Origin of the sequence: Nissabacter sp. SGAir0207 (assembly GCF_005491205.1) — a bacterium.
Classification (GTDB): Bacteria; Pseudomonadota; Gammaproteobacteria; order Enterobacterales; family Enterobacteriaceae; genus Chimaeribacter.
In genome coordinates, this window is sequence record NZ_CP028035.1 from 3,468,125 (window position 1) to 3,492,038 (window position 23,914).

The window sequence follows — 23,914 nt, forward strand, 5'->3', positions numbered from 1 at the left end:
CACACGGCGTGAAAGCCGTTCACGCACAGGAATACAGGGTAATCGGGCAGGTCGGCGCGCCCTGGCGGGCGCGCCTCATTCACTGCACGGCTGTTCGTGTCGCATTGCCCTTCCCGGGGCTGATGACTGCGCGGATTACTCTTCGCTGAACAGATCGCCGCCGTGCATGTCGATCATTTCCAATGCCTTGCCGCCGCCGCGCGCCACGCAGGTCAGTGGATCTTCCGCCACCACCACTGGGATGCCGGTCTCTTCCATCAGCAGGCGATCGAGGTTACGCAGCAGTGCGCCACCGCCGGTCAGCACCATGCCGCGCTCGGAGATGTCAGAGGCCAGCTCTGGCGGACACTGCTCCAGCGCCACCATCACCGCGCTGACGATGCCGGTCAGCGGCTCTTGCAGGGCTTCCAGGATCTCATTGGAGTTCAGGGTAAAGCCGCGTGGCACGCCCTCAGCCAGATTACGGCCGCGCACTTCAATCTCACGCACTTCGTCGCCCGGATAGGCGGAACCGATCTCGTGTTTGATGCGCTCTGCGGTGGCTTCGCCAATCAGTGAGCCATAGTTGCGGCGCACGTAGTTAATGATAGCTTCGTCAAAACGGTCGCCGCCAATGCGCACGGAAGAGGAGTAGACCACGCCGTTGAGCGAGATCACCGCCACTTCAGTGGTACCGCCGCCGATATCCACCACCATCGAACCGGTGGCTTCGGAGACTGGCAGGCCCGCGCCGATGGCGGCTGCCATCGGTTCTTCAATCAGGAACACCTCACGCGCGCCCGCGCCCTGCGCGGATTCACGGATGGCGCGGCGCTCAACCTGGGTGGCGCCCACTGGCACACACACCAGCACACGCGGGCTTGGGCGCATAAAGCTGTTGCTATGGACCTGTTTGATGAAGTGCTGAAGCATTTTTTCAGTCACAAAGAAGTCAGCAATCACGCCATCTTTCATCGGGCGGATGGCCGCGATGTTACCGGGAGTACGCCCCAGCATCTGTTTGGCATCGTGACCGACGGCGGCCACGCTTTTCGGGGAACCGGCACGATCCTGGCGAATGGCCACGACCGAAGGTTCGTTCAGTACAATGCCTTGCCCTTTAACATAAATCAGGGTATTGGCCGTACCCAGGTCGATGGACAAGTCATTGGAAAACATGCCACGGAATTTCTTAAACATAACGAAAGGATAATCCTGCAAGCTGGGGGCGGAAAATAAAATCCGCCTACTTTACCAACCACGCGAAGCAGCGACAAGGCGCATAAAGATTCTGCTCCGGTGAAAAAATAGTCTGCGATGTTGACAATTTATCAGCCATAAAACAAGGACTCTGCCGTTTTTTTGGCACCGCTCGTCGCGCATCCTGCCCGGCAAGCCATAAAGGCGGTCACACCACACAGTAAAAATCACAATTCCCGCCATAGGCAGCGTTGGTAGGTACTCACCAACGCCCCTCTCCTCGGGCTGGCTCATTCTACGTCAATTCGTTCCATTCGATCAGCGTAATGCTACCAGTTGAACGAATATTTTTTGTTGCTTCTTTCGACAAGCTCTGGCCGCGCGAAATAATCGCCCTGCCCGCCGTGGATCCCCTTGTCGAGCAGCGTTTGCCACTCCTCCACCGTCCTGACGCCCGCGGCAAACAGCCGCACCTGGGTGCCGGCGCAGGCATCCGCCAGACTCTGCACAAACAGTTGGTTCTCCACCCGCCGATCGATGCTGCGCACCAGCCCAGGGTGGAGCTTCACCAGCTCAATCGGCAGGGTCTTGATGTAGGCGGTGCTGACCACCGTCAGGCCCGCCTGCGCCACCGCGATCCGGCAGCCCAGCCCACGCAGCAGGCGCAGCACCGGACGCAACCGGTCGATGTGTTGACAGAGATCCGCCTCCGCAAGTTCAATCAATATGCGCTGGCGCTGGCTTTTTTCACATTGCAGCAGGGTGTCACGCAGCCACTGCCGGAAGGCGCGCTGCAACAGGGCGTCCACCGTCAACGGGCAGGCCAGCGTCTCCTCCGGCCACTCCGCCAGCAGCGGCAGGATCTGGCCAAGGGTGTGGCGGTCATAGCTTTGGGCCAGCCCAAACAGCATGGCATAGGGGAGGAACTCCGCCGCCAGCAGCTCCTGCTCGCCATCAAAGATGCGCCGCAAAATCTCGATGTGGTGGCGCTGGCCGTCACGCGCCAGCGCCGGTTTGTAGTAGAGGCGCAGGCCATCGCGCGCCAGCACGCTCTCCAGCAGCGTGCGCCACTTGACGCTGCCGCGGCCGCGCTCCGGCACCCGGTCATCATGCACGATCCAGCCATTGCTGCCCTGTAGCGAGGCGAGCCGCGCCGCCTGCCCGGCGTTGTCCATCACCTCTTCCGCCGACTGGCCGAAGCGGTAGACGCTGATGCCAATATAGAGCAGCGCGTCGCGATCGATGGCCGGGTGGGTCGGCAGCACGCCCACCGCGTTTGCCAGCTGTGCCGCCATCACCTCTCCCTCCTTCAGCGTGCTGTGCGGCAAGAGCACCGCGAAATCACTGCGGAAGTAGCGCGCCAGCAGCGCCGAGGGGAAGCGCATCACGAAGGTGGAGAGCAGGTTGACCACCGCGTTCAGCAGATCCTGCGCCTGCGGTTGGCCATGCACGTCACGTAGGGTGTCGAAATCGGGCAGGCGGATCACCATCACCACGCCGTGCGCCCCCTCATCCTCCAGCTGGGTGGTGAGCTGGTTATCAAAGAAGATGCGGTTATTGAGGCCGGTGGAGGCATCCTGCGCCGCGAAGGCGCGGATCAGGGTGTCCACCCGGCTGCGCGCCTCCTGGGCATCGCGCAGTTCACGCAGCAGGCGGTCGAGCGCGCCACTTACCACCGGCGGCCACTCCTGCATGTTGCCCTGCATCACACTGTCGCGCTCGCCGCGCAGGATCTGCCGCGCCCGCGTCTCCAGCAGCTCATAGCCGCGGATCTGTCGGCTCAGCCAGCGGTAACTGACCAGCAGCACGCCTATCATGGCGATGATCGCCAGACTCACCGGCAGCGACGTTTGCAGCGAGTGGGTGAAGTTGGCGAAGGGATCGGGATAGGTCATTTGCAGGGTGGAACCGGGGTGCTGCATCAGCGGCACCTTCGCTACCCGCCAGGCATAGTTGGCCGGTGGGTGACGGCGGTCGGGCGGCAGTGCCAGGTGGTAGTAGACGTGGCCGCCGTTGATCACGCTTACCTCGCTCACCCCGACGGTACGCATCGCCAGCGGCAGCCAGTTGGGCACTGAGCCGGGCGGCTGGGTCAACAGCCCCTGATCAAAGGTGGTGGCAAACGACTGGAGATGCGACTGCATACGCTGCTGGCTGAGGGTGAAAAAACTAAACGCGCTTCCCAGCAGCATCAGCAACATTGCCAAGGCCACCAACAGCGTAATGAAAGCGGAAAGTTTGGTTGTGAATCGCATCCCTGAGCCTTGCGTACCGTGGTTAAGTGGAAGGGCAGTCCCCCTGCGGGCCGCTACTATAAAATAAAACAGGTTCCGGAACGTATGAAAAGAGACCGTTTGCGAGGCCTCTCCCAAAGTGGGGCGGTACGCTTTTTTGTCCTGCCTCATGCTGCCCGGCAGATAAAGCGTTTATATTCATAAAGAGACAACTTATTTGGCTAAAAATTCATCTTTATTATGAGAGGTGGTATGAAAGCGCTTTTGCTTGAGCAGCAAGGAACCCCAGCCCGCGTGCAGGAGATTGACGCCGCACGCCTGCCTGAGGGCGACGTCACGGTGCAGGTGGCATGGTCTGGCCTGAACTATAAGGATGCGTTGGCCATCACCGGCAAAGGCAAGATTGTGCGCAACTTCCCGATGGTGCCGGGGATCGACTTCGCTGGCACGGTGCGGGAGAGCCGCGACAGCCGTTTCCGCGCGGGCCAGCAGGTGGTGCTGACCGGCTGGGGCGTGGGCGAGAACCATTGGGGCGGGCTGGCCGAGCAGGCACGGGTGAAAGCGGATTGGTTGGTGGCGCTGCCGCCGACGCTGGAGGCGCGCCAGAGCATGATCATCGGCACCGCCGGCCTGACCGCCATGCTCTGCGTGATGGCGCTTGAGGAGGGCGGCGTCACGCCGGAGAGCGGCGAGGTGCTGGTTACCGGGGCCAGCGGCGGCGTCGGCAGCACGGCGGTGGCGCTGCTGGCGCAGCTCGGCTATCAAGTGACGGCGGTCAGCGGCCGTACCAGCACCCACGACTACCTGCGCGAACTGGGGGCCAGCCACATCCTGCCGCGTGAGACATTCTTTGAGGCGGCCCGCCCGCTGGAGAGCCAGCGCTGGGCTGGCGCGATTGACACCGTGGGCGACCGCCTGCTGGCCAGCGTGCTGGCGCAGATGAACTATAACGGCGTGGTCGCCGCCTGCGGTCTGGCGGGCGGCTACCTGCTGCCCACTACCGTCATGCCCTTCATCTTGCGCAATGTGCGCTTGCAGGGCATTGACTCGGTGCGCGCGCCGTTGCACCGTCGCCAAACCGCTTGGGAGCGGTTGGCCAGCATCCTGCCAGCGCGCTTCTACCAGCAGGCCGCCACCGAGATCGATCTGGAAGCCGTGCCGGAGGCGGCGACGGCGCTGATGGAGAACCGCATCACCGGCCGTACGCTGGTGCGAATCGGCGGCTAAAGGGTCACATCAGGCACAAAGTTGTAACAAATGCGCGGACACCGCTCGCGGAAACCCCCCAAAAGGCGATAATTTAGAGGTTATCGCCTTTCGCTGGAGATTCAGATGAGTAAGTCACGCAAGTTGACCGAAGCCGACGTCACGCCGGAACAGGTCTTTATGATGGGTCGCCGCCGGGTGATGCAGGCACTGGGCATCTCTGCCGCCACGCTGGCCCTGCCCTCCGCCGCCCGCGCCGATCTGCTCTCCTGGCTGAAGGGCAGCGAGCCAGCCAAGGCACCGGCCGGCAAGCCCCTCACCTTTACCAAGCCGCCCGCCTACCAGCCGGACTGGCCGCTGACGCCAGAGGACAAGGTCACCGGCTACAACAACTTCTATGAGTTTGGCCTCGACAAGGCTGATCCGGCCGCCAATGCGGGCACGCTGCCCACCGCTGATTGGAAGATCCGCATCGAGGGCGAGGTGGCGAAACCCATGACCCTCGGCATGGATGACCTGCTCAAGCGCTTCCCGCTCGAGCAGCGCATCTACCGTATGCGCTGCGTTGAGGCATGGTCGATGGTGGTGCCGTGGGTCGGCTTCGAGCTGGGCAAGCTGATCAAGCTGGCGGAGCCGACCAGCAACGCGCGCTACGTCGCCTTCCAGACGCTCTATGACCCGGAGCACATGCCCGGCCAGCGCGATCGCTTTGTCGGCGGCGGCCTCGACTACCCCTACGTCGAGGGGCTGCGGCTGGATGAGGCGATGCACCCGCTGGCGCTGATGACGGTCGGCGTCTACGGCAAGGAGCTGCCGCCGCAGAACGGCGCGCCGATCCGGCTGATTACGCCGTGGAAGTATGGCTTCAAGGGCATCAAGTCGATTGTCACCCTGCGCCTGACCAAGGAGCAGCCGCCCACCACCTGGAACCTCTCCGCCCCCAATGAGTATGGCTTTTACGCCAACGTCAACCCGCACGTTGACCACCCGCGCTGGTCGCAGGCCACCGAGCGCGTGATTGGTTCGGGCGGCATTCTGGACGTGAAGCGCCAGCCCACCCTGCTGTTCAATGGCTACGGCGATCAGGTGGCCTCGCTCTACCGCGGCATGGATTTGAGGGAGAATTTCTAAGTGAAGCGACTGAGCCTGAAACAGGTCACCGGCCTGAAGGTGCTGCTCCACCTCGCCGCGTTCCTGCCGCTGGTGTGGCTGGTCTGGTCGGTGAGTCAGGGCGGGTTTAGCGCCGATCCGGCGAAAGATATCCAGCACTTTACCGGCCGGATGGCGCTGAAGCTGCTGCTGGCGACCCTGTTGGTTGCGCCGCTGGCACGCTATGGCAAGCAGCCGCTGCTGATCCGCACCCGCCGCCTGCTGGGGCTGTGGTGCTTTGCCTGGGCCAGCTTGCATCTGCTGAGCTACACCTTTTTGGAGCTGGGGATCAACAACCTGCGCCTGCTGGCCTCTGAGCTGGTATCGCGCCCCTACCTGACGCTTGGCGTGATAAGCTGGCTGACGCTGCTGGCGCTGGCCGTCACCTCGACGATGGGATCGCAGCGCCGACTCGGAAAAAATTGGCAGCGGCTGCACAACGCCATCTATTTGGTGGCAATCCTTGCGCCGATCCACTATCTCTGGTCGGTGAAGACCGTGTCGCCCCAACCGGTGATTTATGCGCTGATTGCGGCGATCCTGCTGGCATTCCGCTATAAAAAGGTGCGCCAGTGGTGGCGATAAGTGCCCGGCGCGCACCCGTTTTCTGTGGGTTCGTCACACTTTACTAACGATAAAGGGTTGATTATCTTCGCTGATAAGACCAGTATTTAGCTGCGATTTGCCACGATATCATTATAATGCCCAGCTTTGGCGGCCTGAAGGCACCCGGATGACCGCGAAAAGGGTGACAAAATGATGACATCGGGTTATTTTCTACAATACAGGTTAAATTGACGGAGATAGGTACACGATGGCAGACAACTTCCACATCTTGCTTCTGAACGGCCCCAACCTGAACCTGCTGGGTTCACGTGAGCCGGAGAAGTATGGGCACACCACGTTGCCGGAAATTGTCAGTCGTTTGGAGAGCCAGGCCGATGAACTGGGCATGACGCTGAGTCACCTGCAATCCAATGCGGAACATGCCCTGATTGATCGCATCCATCAGGCCCGCGGCAACACGGATTTCATCCTGATTAACCCGGCGGCCTTCACGCACACCAGCGTGGCGCTGCGCGATGCCCTGTTGGCGGTGGCGATCCCGTTTATCGAGATCCACCTCTCCAACGTTCATGCGCGCGAGCCGTTCCGCCACCACTCCTATCTTTCTGATATTGCTGTCGGCGTCATTTGTGGTTTAGGGGCTGATGGTTATACCTTTGCATTACAGGCAGCGGCACGCCGCTTGTCAAAATCCAATTAAATCAAGCAAAAAGAGTACGGAATCACACTCATGGATATTCGTAAAATCAAGAAACTGATCGAACTGGTTGAAGAGTCCGGCATCGCTGAACTGGAAATTTCTGAAGGTGAAGAATCAGTTCGTATCAGTCGTGCCCCGGCCGCGCAGAACTTCCCGATGATGCAACAGGCTTACGCCATGCCGATGCCGCAACCGGCCCCGGCTGCTGTTGCACCGGCTGCCGTTGCCCCGGCAGACGCCGCACCGGCCGCGCCAGCTGCCATCAGCGGCCACATCGTGCGCTCGCCGATGGTTGGCACCTTCTACCGCACGCCTAGCCCGGACGCCAAGCCGTTCGTGGAAGTGGGCCAGAAAGTCAACGCGGGCGATACCCTGTGTATCGTTGAAGCCATGAAGATGATGAACCAGATCGAAGCTGACAAATCCGGCGTGGTGAAAGCCATCCTGCTCGAAAGCGGCCAACCGGTTGAATTTGACGAGCCGCTGGTCGTCATCGAATAACGAGGCGTCCCATGGTAGATAAAATTGTCATCGCCAACCGTGGTGAGATCGCCCTGCGCATTCTGCGTGCCTGCAAAGAGCTGGGCATCAAGACCGTAGCGGTACACTCCACCGCGGATCGCGACCTGAAACACGTTTTGCTGGCAGACGAAACCGTCTGCATCGGCCCTGCGCCGTCCGTAAAAAGCTATCTGAACATCCCGGCTATCATCGCGGCCGCTGAGATCACCGGCGCGGTGGCTATCCACCCAGGTTACGGCTTCCTCTCCGAGAACGCCGACTTTGCCGAGCAGGTTGAGCGCTCCGGCTTTATCTTCATCGGCCCGCGCGCCGAGACCATCCGCCTGATGGGCGACAAGGTTTCCGCCATCAACGCGATGAAGAAAGCTGGCGTTCCGTGCGTACCTGGCTCCGACGGCCCGCTGGGCGATGACATGGAGAAGAACCGCGCGTTCGCGAAACGCATCGGTTATCCGGTCATCATCAAAGCCTCCGGCGGCGGCGGCGGTCGTGGTATGCGCGTGGTGCGCAGCGACAAAGACCTCGAGCAGTCCATCTCCATGACCCGTGCGGAAGCCAAAGCGGCTTTCAACAACGACATGGTGTACATGGAGAAGTACCTGGAGAACCCGCGCCACATCGAGATCCAGGTGTTGGCGGACGGTCAGGGCAACGCCATCTATCTGGCCGAGCGTGACTGCTCCATGCAGCGTCGCCACCAGAAAGTGGTTGAAGAGGCGCCAGCGCCGGGCATCACCAGCGAAATGCGCCGTTACATCGGCGACCGCTGCGCGAAAGCCTGTATCGACATCAACTACCGCGGCGCGGGCACCTTCGAGTTCCTGTATGAGAACGGCGAGTTCTATTTCATCGAAATGAACACCCGTATCCAGGTGGAGCACCCGGTGACCGAGATGATCACTGGCGTTGACCTGATCAAAGAGCAGCTGCGCATCGCAGCCGGCCAACCGCTCTCCATCACGCAGGACGAAGTGCGCATCCAGGGCCATGCGGTCGAGTGCCGTATCAACGCCGAGGATCCGAACACCTTCCTGCCAAGCCCTGGCAAGATCACCCGTTTCCACGCGCCGGGCGGTTTTGGCGTGCGTTGGGAGTCCCATATCTACGCGGGCTACACTGTGCCCCCGTACTATGACTCCATGATTGGCAAGCTGATCACCTACGGTGAGAACCGTGACGTGGCAATTGCCCGTATGCGCAATGCGCTGGCGGAGCTGATCATCGACGGCATCAAAACCAACGTTGATCTCCAGCAGCGCATTATGGCTGACGAAAACTTCCAGCATGGTGGCACCAACATCCACTATCTGGAGAAGAAACTCGGCCTGCAGGAGAAGTAATTCCTCGCTGCCTGAAAACGCCCACCCTGTGGGCGTTTTTTTATGCCCGCTGCCCACCGCCCTCCCCGCCACACAGAATTGTTCTGGTCAAACCGCTTCACTGCCGTAAAATCGCGACTCTGTTTTCCTGCCAACCTGATGAGGAAGAGGATGGATACGCGATTTATACAGGCGCATCGGGAAGCGCGCTGGGCGTTCGGCCTGTCGCTGGCCTATCTGCTGGCCTGGCTGCTGGCGGCCTACCTGCCAAGCGATGCCCAGGGCGTGACCGGGCTGCCGCACTGGTTTGAACTGGCCTGCCTGCTGGTGCCGCTGGGGTTTGTCCTGCTCTGCTGGCTGATGGTGCGGGTGGTGTTCCGCGACATCCCGCTTGAGGATCATGACCATGCAAACTGATGTGTTGCTGCCGCTGCTCGGCTACCTGCTGCTGGTGTTTGGCCTATCGGTCTATGCCTACCGCCGCCGCCAGAAGGGCAACTTCCTGAATGAGTACTTCATCGGCAACCGCTCGATGGGCGGCTTTGTGCTGGCGATGACCCTGACCGCCACCTACATCAGCGCCAGCTCCTTTATCGGCGGCCCCGGCGCGGCCTATAAATATGGCCTCGGCTGGGTGCTGCTGGCGATGATCCAGCTACCGGCGGTGTGGCTGTCGCTGGGGGTGCTCGGCAAGAAGTTCGCCATTTTGGCGCGGCGCTACAACGCCGTCACGCTCAACGACATGCTCTACGCCCGCTACCAGAGCCGGCTGCTGGTATGGCTGGCGAGCTTCAGCCTGCTGGTGGCCTTTCTGGGCGCGATGACGGTGCAGTTCATCGGCGGCGCGCGGCTGCTGGAGACGGCGGCTGGCATCCCCTATGACACCGGCCTGCTGATCTTTGGCGTCAGCATCGCGCTCTACACCGCCTTCGGCGGCTTCCGCGCCAGCGTATTGAATGACGCGATGCAGGGGCTGGTGATGCTGCTTGGCACCGTGCTGCTGCTGCTGGGGGTGATCCACGCCGCCGGTGGCCTGCATGCGGCGGTCACTACGCTTCAGCAGATTGACCCGAAACTGGTTTCACCGCGCGGCGGGGAGGATATCCTGAGCCTGCCATTCATGGCCTCGTTCTGGATTCTGGTCTGTTTCGGCGTGATTGGCCTGCCGCACACCGCCGTGCGCTGCATCTCCTACCGTGACAGCAAGGCAGTGCACCGTGGCATCGTGCTGGGCACCCTCGTGATGGCGGTGCTGATGCTGGGGATGCATCTGGCCGGGGCGCTGGGCCGGGCGGTGCTGCCCGATTTGAAGATCCCTGATCAAGTGATCCCGACGCTGATGATCGCCGTGCTGCCGCCCTTCGCCGCCGGGATCTTTCTGGCCGCGCCGATGGCGGCGATCATGTCGACCATCAATGCGCAGCTGCTGCAATCCTCCGCGACGATCGTGAAGGATCTCTACCTCTATGCCCGCCCGGCGGCGCTGGCGAATGAGCGCCGCCTGACGCGCCTCACCAGCCTGGCGACGCTGGTGCTGGGGCTGCTGGTGCTGCTGGCGGCCTGGCGCCCGCCGGAGATGATCATCTGGCTCAACCTGCTGGCGTTTGGCGGGCTGGAGGCGGTGTTCCTCTGGCCGCTGGTGCTCGGCCTCTACTGGCAGCGGGCCAACGCCACGGGTGCGCTAAGCTCAATGATAACCGGGGCCGCCAGCTACACGCTGCTGGCCAGCATTGACCTGCATATCGCCGGCCTGCACCCCATTGTTCCTTCGCTGCTGCTCAGCCTGCTAGCGTTTTATATCGGTAACCGGTTCGGAGAGGCGCCCGCGCGCCCGCATCCCGCTACCGGGCCACAACCTTAGAAGAGATTTGCCATGCCTTGGATTCAACTGAAAATCAACACCCGCGGCAGTGACGCGGAGAGCCTGGGCGACGCCCTGATCGAGAGCGGCGCGGTGTCCGTCACCTTCCAGGACACCCACGACACGCCGGTGTTCGAGCCGCTGCCGGGCGAGACCCGCCTGTGGGGCGACACCGACGTCATCGGCCTGTATGACGCCGAAACGGACATGAAAGAGGTGGTCGCGATCCTCTCCGGCTCACCGCTGCTGGGCGAGGGCTTCGCCCACCGCATCGAGCAGCTCGAGGACAAGGATTGGGAGCGTGAGTGGATGGATAACTTCCACCCGATGCGCTTCGGTGAGCGCCTGTGGATCTGCCCGAGCTGGCGCGACGTGCCAGACCCGGAGGCGGTGAACGTGATGCTCGATCCGGGGCTGGCGTTCGGTACTGGCACCCACCCGACCACCGCGCTCTGCCTCCAGTGGCTCGACGGGCTGGATCTGGCTGGCAAGACGGTGATCGACTTCGGCTGTGGCTCCGGCATTCTGGCGATCGCTGCCCTGAAGCTGGGCGCGGCGCGCGCCATCGGCATCGACATCGATCCGCAGGCGATCCAGGCCAGCCGCGACAACGCACAGCGCAACGGCGTCTCGGAGCGTCTGGAGCTGTTCCTGCCGCAAGACCAGCCAGCAGACCTGAGCGCTGACGTGGTGGTGGCGAACATCCTCGCTGGCCCGCTGCGTGAGCTGGCCCCGCTGATTGGCTGCCTGCCGAAGCAGGGCGGCCACCTCGGCCTCTCCGGCGTGCTGGCAACGCAGGCGGAGAGCGTCTCCGAAGCCTACCGCGACCTGTTCACGCTGGATCCGGTGGCGGAGCGCGAGGAGTGGTGTCGCATCACGGGCACCCGCCGTTAACAGTTGATTAATAGCGTTTTAATCTTTCGTTTGCACAAAGAGTAAACCGCACGTTTGGCCACCTCCGGGTGGCCAAAATGCCATTTTTTGCCTCCTCTCTTACCCCCCGCAGGCGTACCCTGCGCCGCACACCTCCCGGCCCTGCCGGACTCCCATTTTCTATACCTTCCAAGAGAAAGAGATGAAACATGCACTGTTTTTGGCCGCCTCGTTGCTGGCCACCCTGCCCGCCGTCGCGGCGGATCACACGGCATCCAGCGCTCCGCACTGGGGTTATGAGGGCGAGGGCGCACCCGCGCACTGGGGCACCCTCTCCCAGGACTTTAGCCTGTGTGAGTACGGCAAAAACCAGTCACCCATCGACATCCATGACGCGCTCAAGGCGCACCCCCGCCCGCTGAAAGTGAGCTACCCGAAAGCCCCTGAGAGCATGGTCAACAATGGCCATACGCTGCAAATCTCCGTCCCCGAAGGGAACAAAGTGACGCTGGATGGCGAGGCGTTCCGCCTGCAACAGTTCCACTTCCACGCGCCAAGTGAAAACACCCTCAACGGTGAATCCTTCCCGATGGAGATGCATCTGGTGCACAAGGATGCCGATGGCGAAATGGCCGTGGTGGCGGTGATGTTCAAGCTCGGCAAGGCTAACCCGGTGCTGGAAGCCCTGTGGCAGCAGATGCCGCAGCAGGTTGACCAGCCGGTGGCCCTGACCAAGGCGCTCGATCTCAACGGCCTGCTGCCCCACTCCCTGACCCACTATCGCTTCTCCGGCTCGCTGACCACCCCGCCCTGCTCCGAGGGGGTACGCTGGCTGGTGCTGAAGCAGCCACAGACCCTCTCCGAGGCGCAGCTTGAGAAATTCAAACAGTTGATGCACCACAACAATAACCGTCCGGTGCAGCCGCTGCATGGCCGGGTGGTGGTGGAGTAAGCGGGCGTTTTTTTGGGTTTACGCAGTGGGCGAGGTCATCAGACCACATTTTTTGTTGCGACGGCGGCGTCACGGATCGGTCACATTTCAACCAGTGCGTGAAGCAATCTCCTGGTTCGGCCGACCAAGCCGCCTAGAATAGCGACTGATTTCGCTCATTTTGACGATAAAATGCTGCATAATCGGGATTATTTTTGTGGCTATTATTTAGCCTTCAATTTATAACTTGTTGTTTATATTCTATAAATTTTCTAAAAAAGTGACGGCCATCACCTTTTTAGCCAAATCCAGGCGGAATTGTTCAAAGTTTGGCCTTTCATATCGTCTGAAAAATGCGTAATATACGCGCCCTTGCGGACACAGTATGGTCAAATTTTTGTCTATGCGCATTGGACACCACCAACTCACTAATTGCCTGATTGCCGCCCCCATGGCCGGTGTAACTGACCGCCCGTTTCGCGCGCTTTGTCACGCGATGGGTGCGGGGATGACGGTTTCTGAAATGCTCTCTTCCAATCCGGAAGTGTGGCGGACAGATAAATCGCGTTTGCGCATGGTACACGACGATGAACCCGGGATTCGTACCGTGCAGATTGCCGGCAGCGAACCGGAGGATATGGCGGCGGCCGCCAGAATCAACGTGGCAAATGGTGCCCAAATCATCGATATCAATATGGGTTGCCCGGCCAAGAAAGTGAACCGCAAACTGGCAGGCTCTGCACTCTTGCAGTACCCCGATCTGGTCAAACGGATCCTTCACACCGTGGTTAACGCGGTCGATGTGCCAGTTACGCTGAAAATTCGCACTGGTTGGGCGCCGGACCACCGTAACTGTGTAGAAATTGCCCAATTGGCTGAAGATTGTGGTATTCAGGCCCTGACCATTCATGGCCGGACCCGCGCCTGCCTGTTTAATGGCGACGCAGAGTACGACAGCATTCGGACAGTTAAGCAGACTGTCTCCATTCCGGTTATCGCGAATGGCGACATTACTGACCCGCATAAAGCCAGGGCTGTGCTCGACTATACGGGGGCAGATGCCCTGATGATAGGCCGCGCGGCCCAGGGGAGACCCTGGATCTTCCGGGAAATCCAGCATTATCTGGACACTGGGGAGCTGCTTCCACCGATGCCGCTTGGCGAGGTGAGGCGCTTGATGATCGAGCATGTACGGGAATTGCACGGCTTTTATGGGCCCGGCAAGGGATTCCGCATCGCTCGTAAGCACGTATCCTGGTATCTCCAGGAGAACGCCCCGAATGACCAGTTTCGGCGCTCATTCAACGCTATAGAGGAAGCCAGCGAACAGCTGGAGGCGTTGGAAGCATATTTCGAAAATCTTAGCGTAAAAAAAGAGCTGACAGAACTATGTTCGAACAACGCGTGAATTCTGACGTACTGACCGTTTCTACCGTTAACTCCCAGGATCAGGTGACTCAAAAGCCCCTGCGTGATTCGGTTAAACAAGCACTGAAGAACTATTTCGCTCAACTGAATGGTCAGGACGTGAATGACCTGTATGAGCTGGTATTGGCTGAAGTTGAACAGCCCCTGTTGGACATGGTGATGCAATACACCCGTGGCAACCAGACCCGTGCAGCCCTGATGATGGGCATCAACCGCGGCACCCTGCGCAAAAAATTGAAAAAATATGGCATGAACTGATCCCTGATCGGTTAATTGCCTGATTTAGAAGGCGTCACTCGGCATGGAGTGACGCCTTTTTTATTGCCTCTTTTTTCGCCAGTCACATTTGCTCACCGATTGCCCGAAAAGCACGCTTTTTCTTCATTTTCGCCCCGTTATCTTTACCAAACGCCATGATATACTCCGCCGCAAAAGTCGCCTCGCTCGCTAAACACCTTCCACGTCGGTTTACCTCGCGATCTCCGCTTTTGTGTAAAGATTGTGTCACTTCGAGCCTATTTTCAAACGATTGCTGACCTCCAGTGTCTACACCCACGTACCGCTAACGAGTCACCTCTTTATGCGTTACGCCCCCTTTCCAATGCATAATGAGTTGTGACATGAAAAACCCGCAAAAATTTTCCCGCGCCCTGCTGCACCCACGTTACTGGACGACCTGGTTTGGGCTGGGCGTGCTGTTCCTGCTGGTGCAACTTCCCTACCCGCTGTTGCACCGTCTGGGCATCTGGATGGGCCGCACCTCGATGCGCTTTTTGAAGCGCCGCGTCTCCATCACCCGCCGCAACCTGCAACTCTGCTTCCCAGAGATGTGCCCGGAGCTGCTGGAGCGCAAAGTAGTCAGCAACTTTGAGTCACTCGGCATGGGGCTGATTGAGACTGGCATGGCATGGTTCTGGTCCGATCGCCGCGTCAAACGCTGGTTCAACGTCAACGGCCTGCACAACCTGAAGAGCGCACAGCAAGACCAGCGCGGCGTGCTAGTGATTGGCATCCACTTTATGTCACTGGAGTTGGGCGGCCGGGCGATGGGCCTCTGCCAGCCGATGATGGCGATGTACCGCCCGCACAATAACAAGGCGATGGAAGTGGCGCAGACCTGGGGCCGTATGCGCTCTAACAAGGCGATGCTGGATCGCAAAGACCTGCGCGGCATGGTGCACGCCCTCAAGCGCGGCGAAGCGGTATGGTTCGCGCCGGATCAGGACTACGGCCCGCGTGGCAGCGTGTTTGCGCCGCTGTTCGCCGTTGATCAGGCCGCCACCACCAGCGGCACCTTTATGCTGGCGCGTCTAGCGAAGCCAGCGCTGGTGCCGGTGGTGCTGGTGCGCCGCGAGGATGGGCGCGGCTATGAGCTGCTGATCCAGCCAGCGTTGCAGGACTACCCGATGGATGACGAGCTGGCCGCCGCTGCCTACATGAACCGCATTGTGGAGCGCGAAATCATGCGCGCGCCGGAGCAGTACATGTGGCTGCATCGCCGCTTCAAAACCCGCCCGGCGGGCACGCCTTCGCTCTACTGACGTGATTTTCCTCTCCCGGCCGCCCGGCCGGGAGATAATTCCGCCCCGTTATCACATGCTTAATCCACAACTTTTAGCGCCTTTCGCTATAATTTTCCTTCTGATGCAGATAATCACCTGCAAAATCATCTCCGCCCCACGCCTTTCCACCCGGTTCCATTTATAAAATTATTTATTCAATTGCTTGATAAAACTCACATTTATCCATGTTGATGTGACCCGCCCCACAAAACGCATCTTTTTGCGCCATTAAGCGCCACAAACCTCCCCATTGCACCCTTTTGGTGCTATAGATTTGCTCAGGTGAATGAATGTTTTCACCTCATCCATCACCATCATTGATTTATAAGCACTTTCAAAGTTGGCATTCCCTTTGCTAATTCCCTTGCGGGGTCTCTCCCGCGAACAAAGAGGGTGCACCAGGGTGTGCCAATAACGAAAACTCACCGACACTGCCTCACAGGACGCTTTATGAAAAAAATGATGCTTTCCACACTCATTGCCGCTGCCTCCCTCTTTGCGGCAGCCAACACGGCGCAGGCGGGCGCCACGCTGGACGCCGTGCAGAAAAAGGGCTTCATTCAATGCGGCATCAGTGACGGCCTGCCGGGCTTCTCCTACGCCGACGCCAGCGGCAAGTTCTCCGGGCTGGATGTCGATCTCTGCCGTGGCGTGGCCGCGGCGGTGTTCGGCGACGCCAATAAGGTGAAGTACACCCCGCTCACCGCGAAAGAGCGTTTCACCGCGCTGCAATCCGGTGAGGTGGACATCCTGTCGCGCAACACCACCTGGACCTCCTCCCGCGACGGCGGCATGGGCATGATCTTCGCTGGCGTCAACTACTATGACGGCATCGGCTTCCTGACCCACCAGAAGGCCGGGCTGAAGAGCGCCAAGGAGCTGGATGGCGCCACCGTCTGCATCCAGGCGGGCACCGACACCGAACTGAACGTGGCGGACTTCTTCAAGGCCAATAACATGCAGTTCACACCGGTCACCTTTGACCGCTCCGACGAGAGTGCCAAGGCGCTGGACTCCGGCCGCTGCGACACCCTGGCTTCGGATCAGTCACAGCTCTACGCCCTGCGCATCAAGCTCGGCAAGCCGGATGAGTTCATCGTGCTGCCAGAGGTGATCTCGAAAGAGCCGCTCGGGCCGGTGGTGCGCCGTGGTGATGAGGATTGGCTGGCGATCGTGCGCTGGACGCTGTTCGCGATGCTGAACGCCGAGGAGATGGGCGTCACCTCCGCCAACGTTGACCAGATGGCCGCCAACCCGAAAACCCCGGACATGGCGCACCTGCTGGGCAAAGAGGGCAGCTATGGCAAGGATTTGAAACTGCCGAACGACTGGGCGGTGAAGATCGTCAAGCAGGTCGGCAACTATGGCGAAGTGTTTGAGCGCAACGTCGGGATGGGCAGCGAGCTGAAGATCAAGCGCGGCCTGAACGCCCTATGGAACCAGGGCGGCATCCAGTACGCACCGGCGGTACGTTAATCTTGTTGCCCCGGCGGCTTGCCGGGGCGCAGCGTCAGCTTTTGCTCTGAGGTTCCTGTTATGTCGCAACGCCCAACCGGAAAAGGCGGCTTCTCGCTGACCAACCCAGCGGTTCGCGCCTGGATCTACCAACTCATCGCGGTGGCCTTGCTGCTCGCCTGTGGCGGCTATCTTCTGCACAATACGCTGGTCAACCTCTCCACCCGAGGCATCACCTCCGGGTTCGCTTTCCTGAACAACAGCGCTGGCTTCGGCGTGATCCAGCACCTGATTGACTACGAACAAGGCGACACCTATGGCCGCCTGTTCATTGTCGGCCTGCTGAACACCCTGCTGGTGTCAGTGCTCTGCATCCTGTTCGCCTCCATCCTCGGCTTTGTCGTCGGGCTGGGGCGGCTGTCCGACAACTGGCTGATCCGCAAGCTCTCCACGGTCTACGTCGAGATCTTCCGCAATATCCCGCCGCTGTTGCAGATCTTCTTCTGGTACTTCGCGGTGCTGCGCAACCTGCCCGGCCCACGCCAGAGTCTGGATGCCTTCGGCGTCATCTTTATGAGCAACCGCGGCCTCTACCTCCCCTCGCCGTCGGCGGGTGAAGGGATGGCGGCGGCGCTGGTGGCGCTGCTGCTGGCGGTGGCGGCGATTGCCGCACTGGCGCGCTACAACCACTTCCGCCAGGTGCACACTGGCCGGGTGTGGCGCATCTGGCCGTGGGCGCTGCTACTGCTGCTGGGCCTGCCACTGGCTGCCCACCTGCTGTTTGGCGCGGCGCTGCACTGGGAGCTGCCGGTGCTGCGCGGCTTCAACTTCCGCGGCGGCATGGTGCTGATCCCGGAACTGGCGGCGCTGACGGTGGCGCTGTCGGTCTACACCTCGGCCTTTATCGCCGAGGTGATCCGCTCCGGCATCCAGTCGGTGCCAAGCGGCCAGCATGAGGCGGCGCGCTCCCTCGGGCTGCCCAACCCCGTGACGCTGCGCCAGGTGGTGCTGCCGCAGGCGCTGCGGGTGATCATCCCGCCGCTCACCAGCCAGTACCTCAATGTGGTGAAGAACTCCTCGCTGGCGGCGGCCATCGGCTACCCGGACATGGTGTCGCTGTTTGCCGGTACGGTGCTCAACCAGACCGGGCAGGCGATTGAAACCATCGCCATGACCATGTCGGTCTACCTGATTATCAGCCTGCTGATCTCGTTGCTGATGAACCTCTACAACCGGCGCATTGCGCTGGTCGAGCGCTAGGAGCTGCCATGACCATGACCCTTCCCCCCTCCTCCCACAGCGCCGCGCCGCCCTCCGGCCCGGTCGGCCGCATGGTGCTGTGGGCGCGCCGCAACCTGTTCTCCAGCCTGTTCAACAGCCTGCTGACGCTGCTCTGCCTCTACCTGCTGTGGCTGGTGCTGCCGCCGCTGCTGAACTGGGCGATCTTTCAGGCCAACTGGATTGGCGACAGCCGCGCCGACTGCACGCGTGAGGGGGCCTGCTGGGTCTTCATCCACGCGCGCTTCGGCCAGTTCATGTATGGCCTCTACCCGGCTGACCAGCGCTGGCGCATCAACGTCGCGTTGCTGATCGGCTTGGTCACCATTGGGCTGATGTTCTGGCGCGGGATGCCACGCCGTGGGCGCTACATCGCCTGCTGGGCGGTGGTCTACCCGCTGCTGGTCTGGGCGCTGCTGTATGGCGGCTTTTTCGGCCTGCCGCGCGTCGAGACGCGCCAGTGGGGCGGCCTGACGCTGACGCTGATCATCGCCTCGGTAGGCATCGCTGGCGCGCTGCCGCTCGGCATCCTGCTGGCGCTGGGACGCCGCTCGCGGCTGCCGATCGTGCGCGTGCTCTCCATCTGCTTCATTGAGTTTTGGCGCGGCGTGCCGCTGATCACCGTGCTGTTTATGTCCTCGGTGATGCTGCCGCTGTTCCTGCCGGAGGGCACCAGCATCGACAAACTGCTGCGCGCGCTGGTCGGCGTGATCCTGTTCCAGTCCGCCTATGTGGCAGAGGTGGTGCGCGGCGGCCTTCAGGCGCTGCCGAAGGGGCAGTATGAGGCGGCCGAGTCACTGGCGCTGGGCTACTGGAAAACCCAGGGGCTGGTGATCCTGCCGCAGGCGCTGAAGATGGTGATCCCCGGCTTGGTGAATACCATCATTGCCCTGTTCAAGGACACCAGTCTGGTGATCATCATCGGCCTGTTTGATCTGTTCAGTAGCGTGCAGCAGGCAACCGTTGACCCGGCCTGGCTCGGGATGTCCACCGAGGGCTATGTCTTCGCCGCGCTGGTCTATTGGATTTTCTGTTTCAGCATGTCGCGCTACAGCCAGCATCTGGAGAGGCGCTTTCACACCGGACGTTCCAACCACTGAGGTAAACCATGAGCGACCATCAGGTTAATGACGATAAACAGATGATGATTACGCTGGAAGCGGTCAACAAGTGGTACGGACAGTTCCACGTGCTTAAGGACATCAATTTGCGGGTGCGGCAGGGCGAGCGCATCGTGCTGTGCGGCCCCTCCGGCTCCGGCAAGTCCACTACCATTCGCTGCATCAACCACCTTGAGGAGCACCAGCAGGGGCGTATCGTGGTGGATGGCATCGAGTTGAATGACGATCTGCGCAACATTGAGAAGGTGCGTACCGAGGTGGGCATGGTGTTCCAACACTTCAACCTCTTCCCGCACCTGACGGTGTTGCAGAACTGCACCCTCGCGCCGACCTGGGTGCGCAAGATGCCGAAAAAAGAGGCGGAGGAGTTGGCGATGCACTACCTGAAGCGGGTGCGCATCGCGGAACATGCGCACAAATATCCCGGCCAGATCTCCGGCGGCCAGCAGCAGCGGGTGGCGATCGCCCGCTCGCTCTGCATGAAGCCCAAGATCATGCTGTTTGATGAGCCGACCTCGGCGCTGGATCCGGAGATGGTGAAGGAGGTGCTGGATACCATGATTGGGCTGGCGCAGGATGGCATGACCATGCTGTGCGTCACCCATGAGATGGGCTTCGCCCGCACCGTTGCCGACCGGGTGATCTTTATGGATCGCGGTGAGATCGTCGAGCAGGCGCCGCCGCAAGAGTTCTTCTCCAACCCCACCTCACCGCGCACCCGCGAGTTTCTGGCGCAGGTGATCCACTGATGGCGGGCCGGGCCACCCACGGCCCGGCCAACCCTCATGCCGTTTCGCGCAACTGGCGCACCAGCGCCATCTCCCGCTCATTGAACGGCGCGCCCTCGGGCGTCAGCACATCGTGGAACCACAGCGCCGGATCGGGCGTGACATCCGGCCACGGCAGCCAGGTCTGCGTCTTGCCCTGCACCAGCCCCCAGTGGTAGCAGCCCACCTGCTGCGCCTTGAACAGCGGCAACTGCTCCTCCATCACCCCGCCAACGTGGCGCGCCAGCCACTCGGTGCAGAGCACCGGTCGGCCGAAGGCCATCAGCTTGGTCATCACCGCCAACTGCCCCGGCGTGTCAACGTAGGCGTGGTAGCTGATGATGTCCGACAGGTGCAGCGCGGCGACGTCAATCGGGTGGTTGAACGCCCGGTGGCAGGCATCACGATCGACGTGCCAGGCGGCGACGGTCAACGGCTGGCTCGGCAGTTCGTGCCGCGCCCAGCCAAAGATCTGCACCATCAGCGACAGCGCGTAGATCTCCAACCGGGTGTCGTAGAGCGCGCAGTGGTGGGCATCGCTGAAGATCCCGCCGTTGCCCGGCTCGTTGTAGAGATCCCACGCCTGCACGCGCGCATCGTCCCGGAAGTGGCGCACCACGTCGCGCACGTAGGCCTCAATGTCCAGCCAGCTATCGGGGTCGAGCACCTTCGCCCGGCCGGGGCTACCGGCTGCCTGGCTGTTGTGCACGCCGGGGCGCGGCGGTTTCTGCGGCCCGACGAACGGCTCGTCGCCTGAGAAGGCGCAGTCGTCCAGCAGGGTCAGCATCACCCGGATGCCGTGGCTGTCGGCCAGCTGCAGGAAGCGGTCGATGCGCGCCAGCAGGCCGTCGCGGTCATGCTGCCAGACGGTGAACGGCAGGTTGGTGCGCAGCTGGTTGTAGCCGTAGCGCGCCGCCCAGCCCAGCTCCTGTTCGATAGTCACCTCATCAAAGGTATCGGCCTGCCACATCTCCAGCCAGTTTACCGCCGTGCGGGGCAGGTAGTTGAATCCGCAGCCCCAGCCTTGCCGGCGGTGCCACTCTTGCGCTTGTTCAGCGGACCATTGCCTGTACATAACAATCCTTATTCCACACGGGAACAGTTAACTTGACCTACTACGCGGCGCGTTGCCTCGCCGCCCCACACTTCATCGTACTCGTAGCCCGTCAGCTGCTTGATCACCAGCCGGGTCGGCGCATCGCAGTCCTCTGCCTTGCCGCCCAGTTTGCGGCGGGCAATCTCCTTCAACAGCACCTTGTGCGTTTCACGCGTCAGCTTGAAGGGATAGGTGACGTAGAAACTGATGGCCAGCAGCACCGCGGTGCCCAGCGTCATCAGGGTAACGATGGCGTAGAGCGCACTTTCAGGCTGTATGCCGTTGCCCTTCACAAAACCCGCCTCCTCCAGCACCATGCCGATAATCAGGATGGCGATCGCTACCGTGCTCTTGCGCGTCAGCACCATCACGCCAGCGAAAATGCCTTCGCGACGCTGTTGTGTGACCATCTCATCAATATCAGGAATAAAACTGTAAATATTCCACGGAATATAGATTAAGCCGGCACGCGCCACCCCGTTTAAAATAAACAGCCCGAAAAAGACCATATCGGGAACCGGGGTTTTGGTGTAATAGACAATAAACAGGAAGGCCAATACAAAGAATATGGAGCTATACGCCAGCCGCAGCGCCGATGAGGGGGTAAGATTTAATTTGTTAAGTAGCATCATAAAAGCATAAGTGCCAGGGATGGCGGCAAATGCGCCGACGCTTGACCATGCAGAAACAGCGGCGGCATCCTTACCCAAACAGTATATCACATAGTAGGTAAACACCGCGCCAAATACATCCATCGCGGTAAAGGAGGCGATGTAAATAATAATGTGCAGTCGGAAGGCGCGAATGCGGAACGAAGAGATCAGATCCAGTATCAAATATTTCAGATGGTTGAACAGGCCGCTGCTGCGTTGCACTTCCGCCTTGAACTTATGCTCGGGTTGCACGTCCTTCGCCTCCCAGGTGCAGCGCCAGGTGGTGAAGACCGCGAGGCAGAACACGCAGGAGAAGATCAGCCCGGTGAGGGTGTAGGTGAAGGGGTTATCCTTGCCGGTGAACTGCATGATCAGGCCCGGTACGGAGACCGCCAGAAAGCCGCCCAGCTGGGAAAAGATCATGCGCACGCCCGCCAGCCGGCTGCGCTCCTCGTAGCGGTTGGTCATCTCGGCGGCGAGGGTTTCCCACGGCACCAGCACCATCGCCGACAGCAACTCAATCGAGAGATAGGTGCCGAGGTAATACCAGTAGTTCATGTCCGTCAGCCACAGCAGCGCATAGAGAAACATCAGCGGGCTGCTCAGCAATAAAAAGAAGCGACGGCGGCCAAATTTCCGGCCCAGCCAGGTGTTACCAAAATTATCGGTGATGTAACCCATAATCGGGCTTAATATTGCGTCGATCACGCGGGCGATGGCAAATATTGAACTTGCCTCCAAAACCGTCAGCCCGCAATAGGTGGTGTAGAAGAATAACAGCCAGGTGCCGATAATGGCGAAAGCCCCGCCGCCAAACAGGTCAGTCACGCCGTAGCCCATCGCCACGCCATAACCGACCCTGCGCTCAGTAGGTTTAATCATAATAATATTCCAGTGTGTAAGGTCGCTGATTGCCAGATCTATTTGGCTATTTTTATTTATTGCCGGAATCCATAATGATGATTATTTACGTCAGGATAATAATCAGTGATAAATCTCAATCCATTGCCGGGTCAGGGATGAGTGATAAATGGCCTCCACCAGGGTGAGTGACTGTTTGGCTTCGCGAATCGGGGTGTAATCGGCCCCCACCGGCGAAAGGATGGCGCGGTAAAAACGGCGGATCGCCTCGCGGTGACCGGCTCCCCAGTAGCGTTTCCCGCTGTCTGGCGGCGCGTCGCTGACCAACGCGGTGCGCCTGCCGTCCTCAATCTGCCACAGGGTGTTGTCGCTCAGCTGGAGCACCCCATGCTCGCACTGGATTTCCAGCAGCAGCGGCGCGTCGGTGGTGTAACCGTTGCTGGCGTAGAACAGGCCGCGCGCGCCGTTACGGAACGCTAGCGTCGCCATCGCGCTGTCCTCCGCCTCGGTGGCCGCCGCCAGGATCCCGCTGTCCACCACCCCCTTCACCCGCGCCACCCCACCGGCGAACCACTGCATCAGGTCGAGGGTATGGATCGCCTGATTGATCAGCAGGCTGCCGCCCTCGGTGGCGAAGCGCCCGCGCCACGGGCTGTCGGTGTAGTAGGCCCCGGCGCGTGACCAGGTGAGCACCGCCCGCATACTGAGCATCGCCCCCAGCCGGTTCTCCGCCAGCGCCTGCCGGATGGTCAGGCTGGTGGGGTTGCAGCGGTTCTGGTAGCAGACCGCCAGCAGCCCCGGCGCGTGGGCGGCGGCCTCCTCAATCTCTGCCACCTCCTGCCCATTCATGCCGATTGGCTTTTCGCAGAACACATGCTTGCCAGCCGCCAGCGCCTCCAGCACCATGCGCTTGTGCAGGTGGTGCGGGGTGCAGATGTGCACCACGTCAATCGCCTCGTCCCACAGCGCGTCACGGTAGTCATGGAAGAAGTGGCAGCCCTGCGCCATCGCCTGCCGTCGGCCACGCTCGCCGTCACAGTCCGCCAGCGCGTGCAGCCGCGCCTCCGGGATCTGTTGTAGGGCGTCAACGTGGCAGTGGTGGATGGCGCCGCAGCCGAGGATGACGGCATTGAGTCTCTCCATCTGCTCCTC

At 60.9% G+C, this 23,914-nt stretch carries 22 protein-coding genes; 17 read left to right on the forward strand and 5 right to left on the reverse strand.

The genetic code is table 11. The features are described from left to right. Positions 1-135: 135 nt before the first annotated feature. Both mreB and csrD read right to left on the reverse strand, forming a co-directional pair. Complete coding sequence (gene mreB, locus C1N62_RS15605; protein ID WP_003855260.1) at positions 136-1,179, reverse strand: rod shape-determining protein MreB; 1,044 nt, start codon at positions 1,177-1,179, stop codon at positions 136-138. 329 nt (positions 1,180-1,508) lie between these two features. Next, positions 1,509-3,434, reverse strand: a complete 1,926-nt coding sequence (csrD, locus tag C1N62_RS15610; RefSeq protein ID WP_137764495.1) for an RNase E specificity factor CsrD — start codon at positions 3,432-3,434, stop codon at positions 1,509-1,511. Between the two features lie 231 nt (positions 3,435-3,665). On the opposite strand from csrD, the gene C1N62_RS15615 reads away from it, so the two are divergent. The 17 genes from C1N62_RS15615 to C1N62_RS15695 all read left to right on the forward strand — a co-directional run bounded on the left by C1N62_RS15615 (position 3,666) and on the right by C1N62_RS15695 (position 20,134). Then, positions 3,666-4,640, forward strand: coding sequence for an MDR family oxidoreductase (locus tag C1N62_RS15615; protein ID WP_137764496.1), 975 nt, complete (start codon positions 3,666-3,668; stop codon positions 4,638-4,640). Positions 4,641-4,745: 105 nt separating this feature from the next. Then, positions 4,746-5,750, forward strand: coding sequence for a protein-methionine-sulfoxide reductase catalytic subunit MsrP (msrP, locus tag C1N62_RS15620; RefSeq protein ID WP_137764497.1), 1,005 nt, complete (start codon positions 4,746-4,748; stop codon positions 5,748-5,750). Then, on the forward strand, positions 5,751-6,353 hold the full coding sequence (gene msrQ / locus C1N62_RS15625; RefSeq protein WP_137764498.1) for a protein-methionine-sulfoxide reductase heme-binding subunit MsrQ: 603 nt from the start codon (positions 5,751-5,753) through the stop codon (positions 6,351-6,353). A gap of 229 nt (positions 6,354-6,582) precedes the next feature. Further along, entirely contained in the window at positions 6,583-7,035 is a 453-nt protein-coding gene (gene aroQ, locus C1N62_RS15630) for a type II 3-dehydroquinate dehydratase (protein WP_137764499.1), read from the forward strand. Positions 7,036-7,065: 30 nt separating this feature from the next. Then, positions 7,066-7,536: an acetyl-CoA carboxylase biotin carboxyl carrier protein gene (accB, locus tag C1N62_RS15635; RefSeq protein WP_137764500.1), complete on the forward strand. Its 471-nt coding sequence runs from the start codon at positions 7,066-7,068 to the stop codon at positions 7,534-7,536. An 11-nt stretch (positions 7,537-7,547) separates the two neighbouring features. Continuing rightward, on the forward strand, positions 7,548-8,897 hold the full coding sequence (gene accC / locus C1N62_RS15640; protein ID WP_137764501.1) for an acetyl-CoA carboxylase biotin carboxylase subunit: 1,350 nt from the start codon (positions 7,548-7,550) through the stop codon (positions 8,895-8,897). 150 nt (positions 8,898-9,047) lie between these two features. After that, on the forward strand, positions 9,048-9,293 hold the full coding sequence (locus C1N62_RS15645; RefSeq protein WP_137764502.1) for a YhdT family protein: 246 nt from the start codon (positions 9,048-9,050) through the stop codon (positions 9,291-9,293). Then, positions 9,283-10,737: a sodium/pantothenate symporter gene (panF, locus tag C1N62_RS15650; protein WP_137764503.1), complete on the forward strand. Its 1,455-nt coding sequence runs from the start codon at positions 9,283-9,285 to the stop codon at positions 10,735-10,737. The genes C1N62_RS15645 and panF overlap by 11 nt, the downstream gene beginning before the upstream one ends. 12 nt (positions 10,738-10,749) lie before the next feature. Then, positions 10,750-11,631, forward strand: a complete 882-nt coding sequence (gene prmA / locus C1N62_RS15655) for a 50S ribosomal protein L11 methyltransferase (RefSeq protein WP_137764504.1) — start codon at positions 10,750-10,752, stop codon at positions 11,629-11,631. Between the two features lie 181 nt (positions 11,632-11,812). Next, on the forward strand, positions 11,813-12,562 hold the full coding sequence (locus tag C1N62_RS15660) for a carbonic anhydrase (protein WP_206057755.1): 750 nt from the start codon (positions 11,813-11,815) through the stop codon (positions 12,560-12,562). 382 nt (positions 12,563-12,944) lie between these two features. After that, positions 12,945-13,949, forward strand: a complete 1,005-nt coding sequence (gene dusB, locus C1N62_RS15665; RefSeq protein WP_137765037.1) for a tRNA dihydrouridine synthase DusB — start codon at positions 12,945-12,947, stop codon at positions 13,947-13,949. Further along, positions 13,931-14,227: a DNA-binding transcriptional regulator Fis gene (fis, locus tag C1N62_RS15670; protein ID WP_000462905.1), complete on the forward strand. Its 297-nt coding sequence runs from the start codon at positions 13,931-13,933 to the stop codon at positions 14,225-14,227. Before dusB ends, fis begins: the two co-directional genes overlap by 19 nt. 362 nt (positions 14,228-14,589) lie before the next feature. Beyond that, the gene (gene lpxP, locus C1N62_RS15675) at positions 14,590-15,510 is read left to right on the forward strand and encodes a kdo(2)-lipid IV(A) palmitoleoyltransferase (protein WP_137764505.1); all 921 of its coding nucleotides are present in this window, start codon (positions 14,590-14,592) and stop codon (positions 15,508-15,510) included. A gap of 471 nt (positions 15,511-15,981) precedes the next feature. Then, positions 15,982-17,007 (forward strand): amino acid ABC transporter substrate-binding protein, encoded by a 1,026-nt coding sequence (locus C1N62_RS15680; protein WP_137764506.1) that lies wholly within the window; start codon positions 15,982-15,984, stop codon positions 17,005-17,007. Between the two features lie 60 nt (positions 17,008-17,067). Further along, positions 17,068-18,246, forward strand: coding sequence for an amino acid ABC transporter permease (locus tag C1N62_RS15685; protein WP_137764507.1), 1,179 nt, complete (start codon positions 17,068-17,070; stop codon positions 18,244-18,246). A gap of 8 nt (positions 18,247-18,254) precedes the next feature. Further along, entirely contained in the window at positions 18,255-19,364 is a 1,110-nt protein-coding gene (locus C1N62_RS15690; RefSeq protein WP_370465574.1) for an amino acid ABC transporter permease, read from the forward strand. Positions 19,365-19,372: 8 nt separating this feature from the next. Further along, on the forward strand, positions 19,373-20,134 hold the full coding sequence (locus C1N62_RS15695; RefSeq protein ID WP_137764508.1) for an amino acid ABC transporter ATP-binding protein: 762 nt from the start codon (positions 19,373-19,375) through the stop codon (positions 20,132-20,134). A 34-nt stretch (positions 20,135-20,168) separates the two neighbouring features. Here C1N62_RS15695 and C1N62_RS15700 read toward each other — a convergent pair whose 3' ends face one another. The 3 genes from C1N62_RS15700 to C1N62_RS15710 form a co-directional block, all read right to left on the reverse strand. Further along, positions 20,169-21,227 carry a 1,4-beta-xylanase gene (locus C1N62_RS15700; RefSeq protein ID WP_137764509.1) on the reverse strand — a complete coding sequence of 353 codons (1,059 nt, stop codon included), beginning with the start codon at positions 21,225-21,227 and terminating at the stop codon, positions 20,169-20,171. 8 nt (positions 21,228-21,235) lie between these two features. After that, entirely contained in the window at positions 21,236-22,783 is a 1,548-nt protein-coding gene (locus C1N62_RS15705; RefSeq protein ID WP_137764510.1) for an MFS transporter, read from the reverse strand. 102 nt (positions 22,784-22,885) lie between these two features. Further along, positions 22,886-23,905, reverse strand: coding sequence for a Gfo/Idh/MocA family protein (locus tag C1N62_RS15710; RefSeq protein WP_137764511.1), 1,020 nt, complete (start codon positions 23,903-23,905; stop codon positions 22,886-22,888). Positions 23,906-23,914: the final 9 nt, after the last annotated feature.

Coding starts and splice junctions, on each gene's coding strand:
- C1N62_RS15690 (WP_370465574.1), top strand. CDS start 18,255: ATGACCATGACCCTTCCCCCCTCCTCCCACAGCGCCGCGCCGCCCTCC.
- aroQ (WP_137764499.1), top strand. CDS start 6,583: ATGGCAGACAACTTCCACATCTTGCTTCTGAACGGCCCCAACCTGAAC.
- csrD (WP_137764495.1), bottom strand. CDS start 3,434: ATGCGATTCACAACCAAACTTTCCGCTTTCATTACGCTGTTGGTGGCC.
- panF (WP_137764503.1), top strand. CDS start 9,283: ATGCAAACTGATGTGTTGCTGCCGCTGCTCGGCTACCTGCTGCTGGTG.
- accC (WP_137764501.1), top strand. CDS start 7,548: ATGGTAGATAAAATTGTCATCGCCAACCGTGGTGAGATCGCCCTGCGC.
- C1N62_RS15680 (WP_137764506.1), top strand. CDS start 15,982: ATGAAAAAAATGATGCTTTCCACACTCATTGCCGCTGCCTCCCTCTTT.
- msrP (WP_137764497.1), top strand. CDS start 4,746: ATGAGTAAGTCACGCAAGTTGACCGAAGCCGACGTCACGCCGGAACAG.
- C1N62_RS15615 (WP_137764496.1), top strand. CDS start 3,666: ATGAAAGCGCTTTTGCTTGAGCAGCAAGGAACCCCAGCCCGCGTGCAG.
- C1N62_RS15710 (WP_137764511.1), bottom strand. CDS start 23,905: ATGGAGAGACTCAATGCCGTCATCCTCGGCTGCGGCGCCATCCACCAC.
- dusB (WP_137765037.1), top strand. CDS start 12,945: ATGCGCATTGGACACCACCAACTCACTAATTGCCTGATTGCCGCCCCC.
- prmA (WP_137764504.1), top strand. CDS start 10,750: ATGCCTTGGATTCAACTGAAAATCAACACCCGCGGCAGTGACGCGGAG.
- C1N62_RS15685 (WP_137764507.1), top strand. CDS start 17,068: ATGTCGCAACGCCCAACCGGAAAAGGCGGCTTCTCGCTGACCAACCCA.
- C1N62_RS15700 (WP_137764509.1), bottom strand. CDS start 21,227: ATGTACAGGCAATGGTCCGCTGAACAAGCGCAAGAGTGGCACCGCCGG.
- mreB (WP_003855260.1), bottom strand. CDS start 1,179: ATGTTTAAGAAATTCCGTGGCATGTTTTCCAATGACTTGTCCATCGAC.
- accB (WP_137764500.1), top strand. CDS start 7,066: ATGGATATTCGTAAAATCAAGAAACTGATCGAACTGGTTGAAGAGTCC.
- C1N62_RS15705 (WP_137764510.1), bottom strand. CDS start 22,783: ATGATTAAACCTACTGAGCGCAGGGTCGGTTATGGCGTGGCGATGGGC.
- C1N62_RS15660 (WP_206057755.1), top strand. CDS start 11,813: ATGAAACATGCACTGTTTTTGGCCGCCTCGTTGCTGGCCACCCTGCCC.
- C1N62_RS15645 (WP_137764502.1), top strand. CDS start 9,048: ATGGATACGCGATTTATACAGGCGCATCGGGAAGCGCGCTGGGCGTTC.
- lpxP (WP_137764505.1), top strand. CDS start 14,590: ATGAAAAACCCGCAAAAATTTTCCCGCGCCCTGCTGCACCCACGTTAC.
- fis (WP_000462905.1), top strand. CDS start 13,931: ATGTTCGAACAACGCGTGAATTCTGACGTACTGACCGTTTCTACCGTT.
- C1N62_RS15695 (WP_137764508.1), top strand. CDS start 19,373: ATGAGCGACCATCAGGTTAATGACGATAAACAGATGATGATTACGCTG.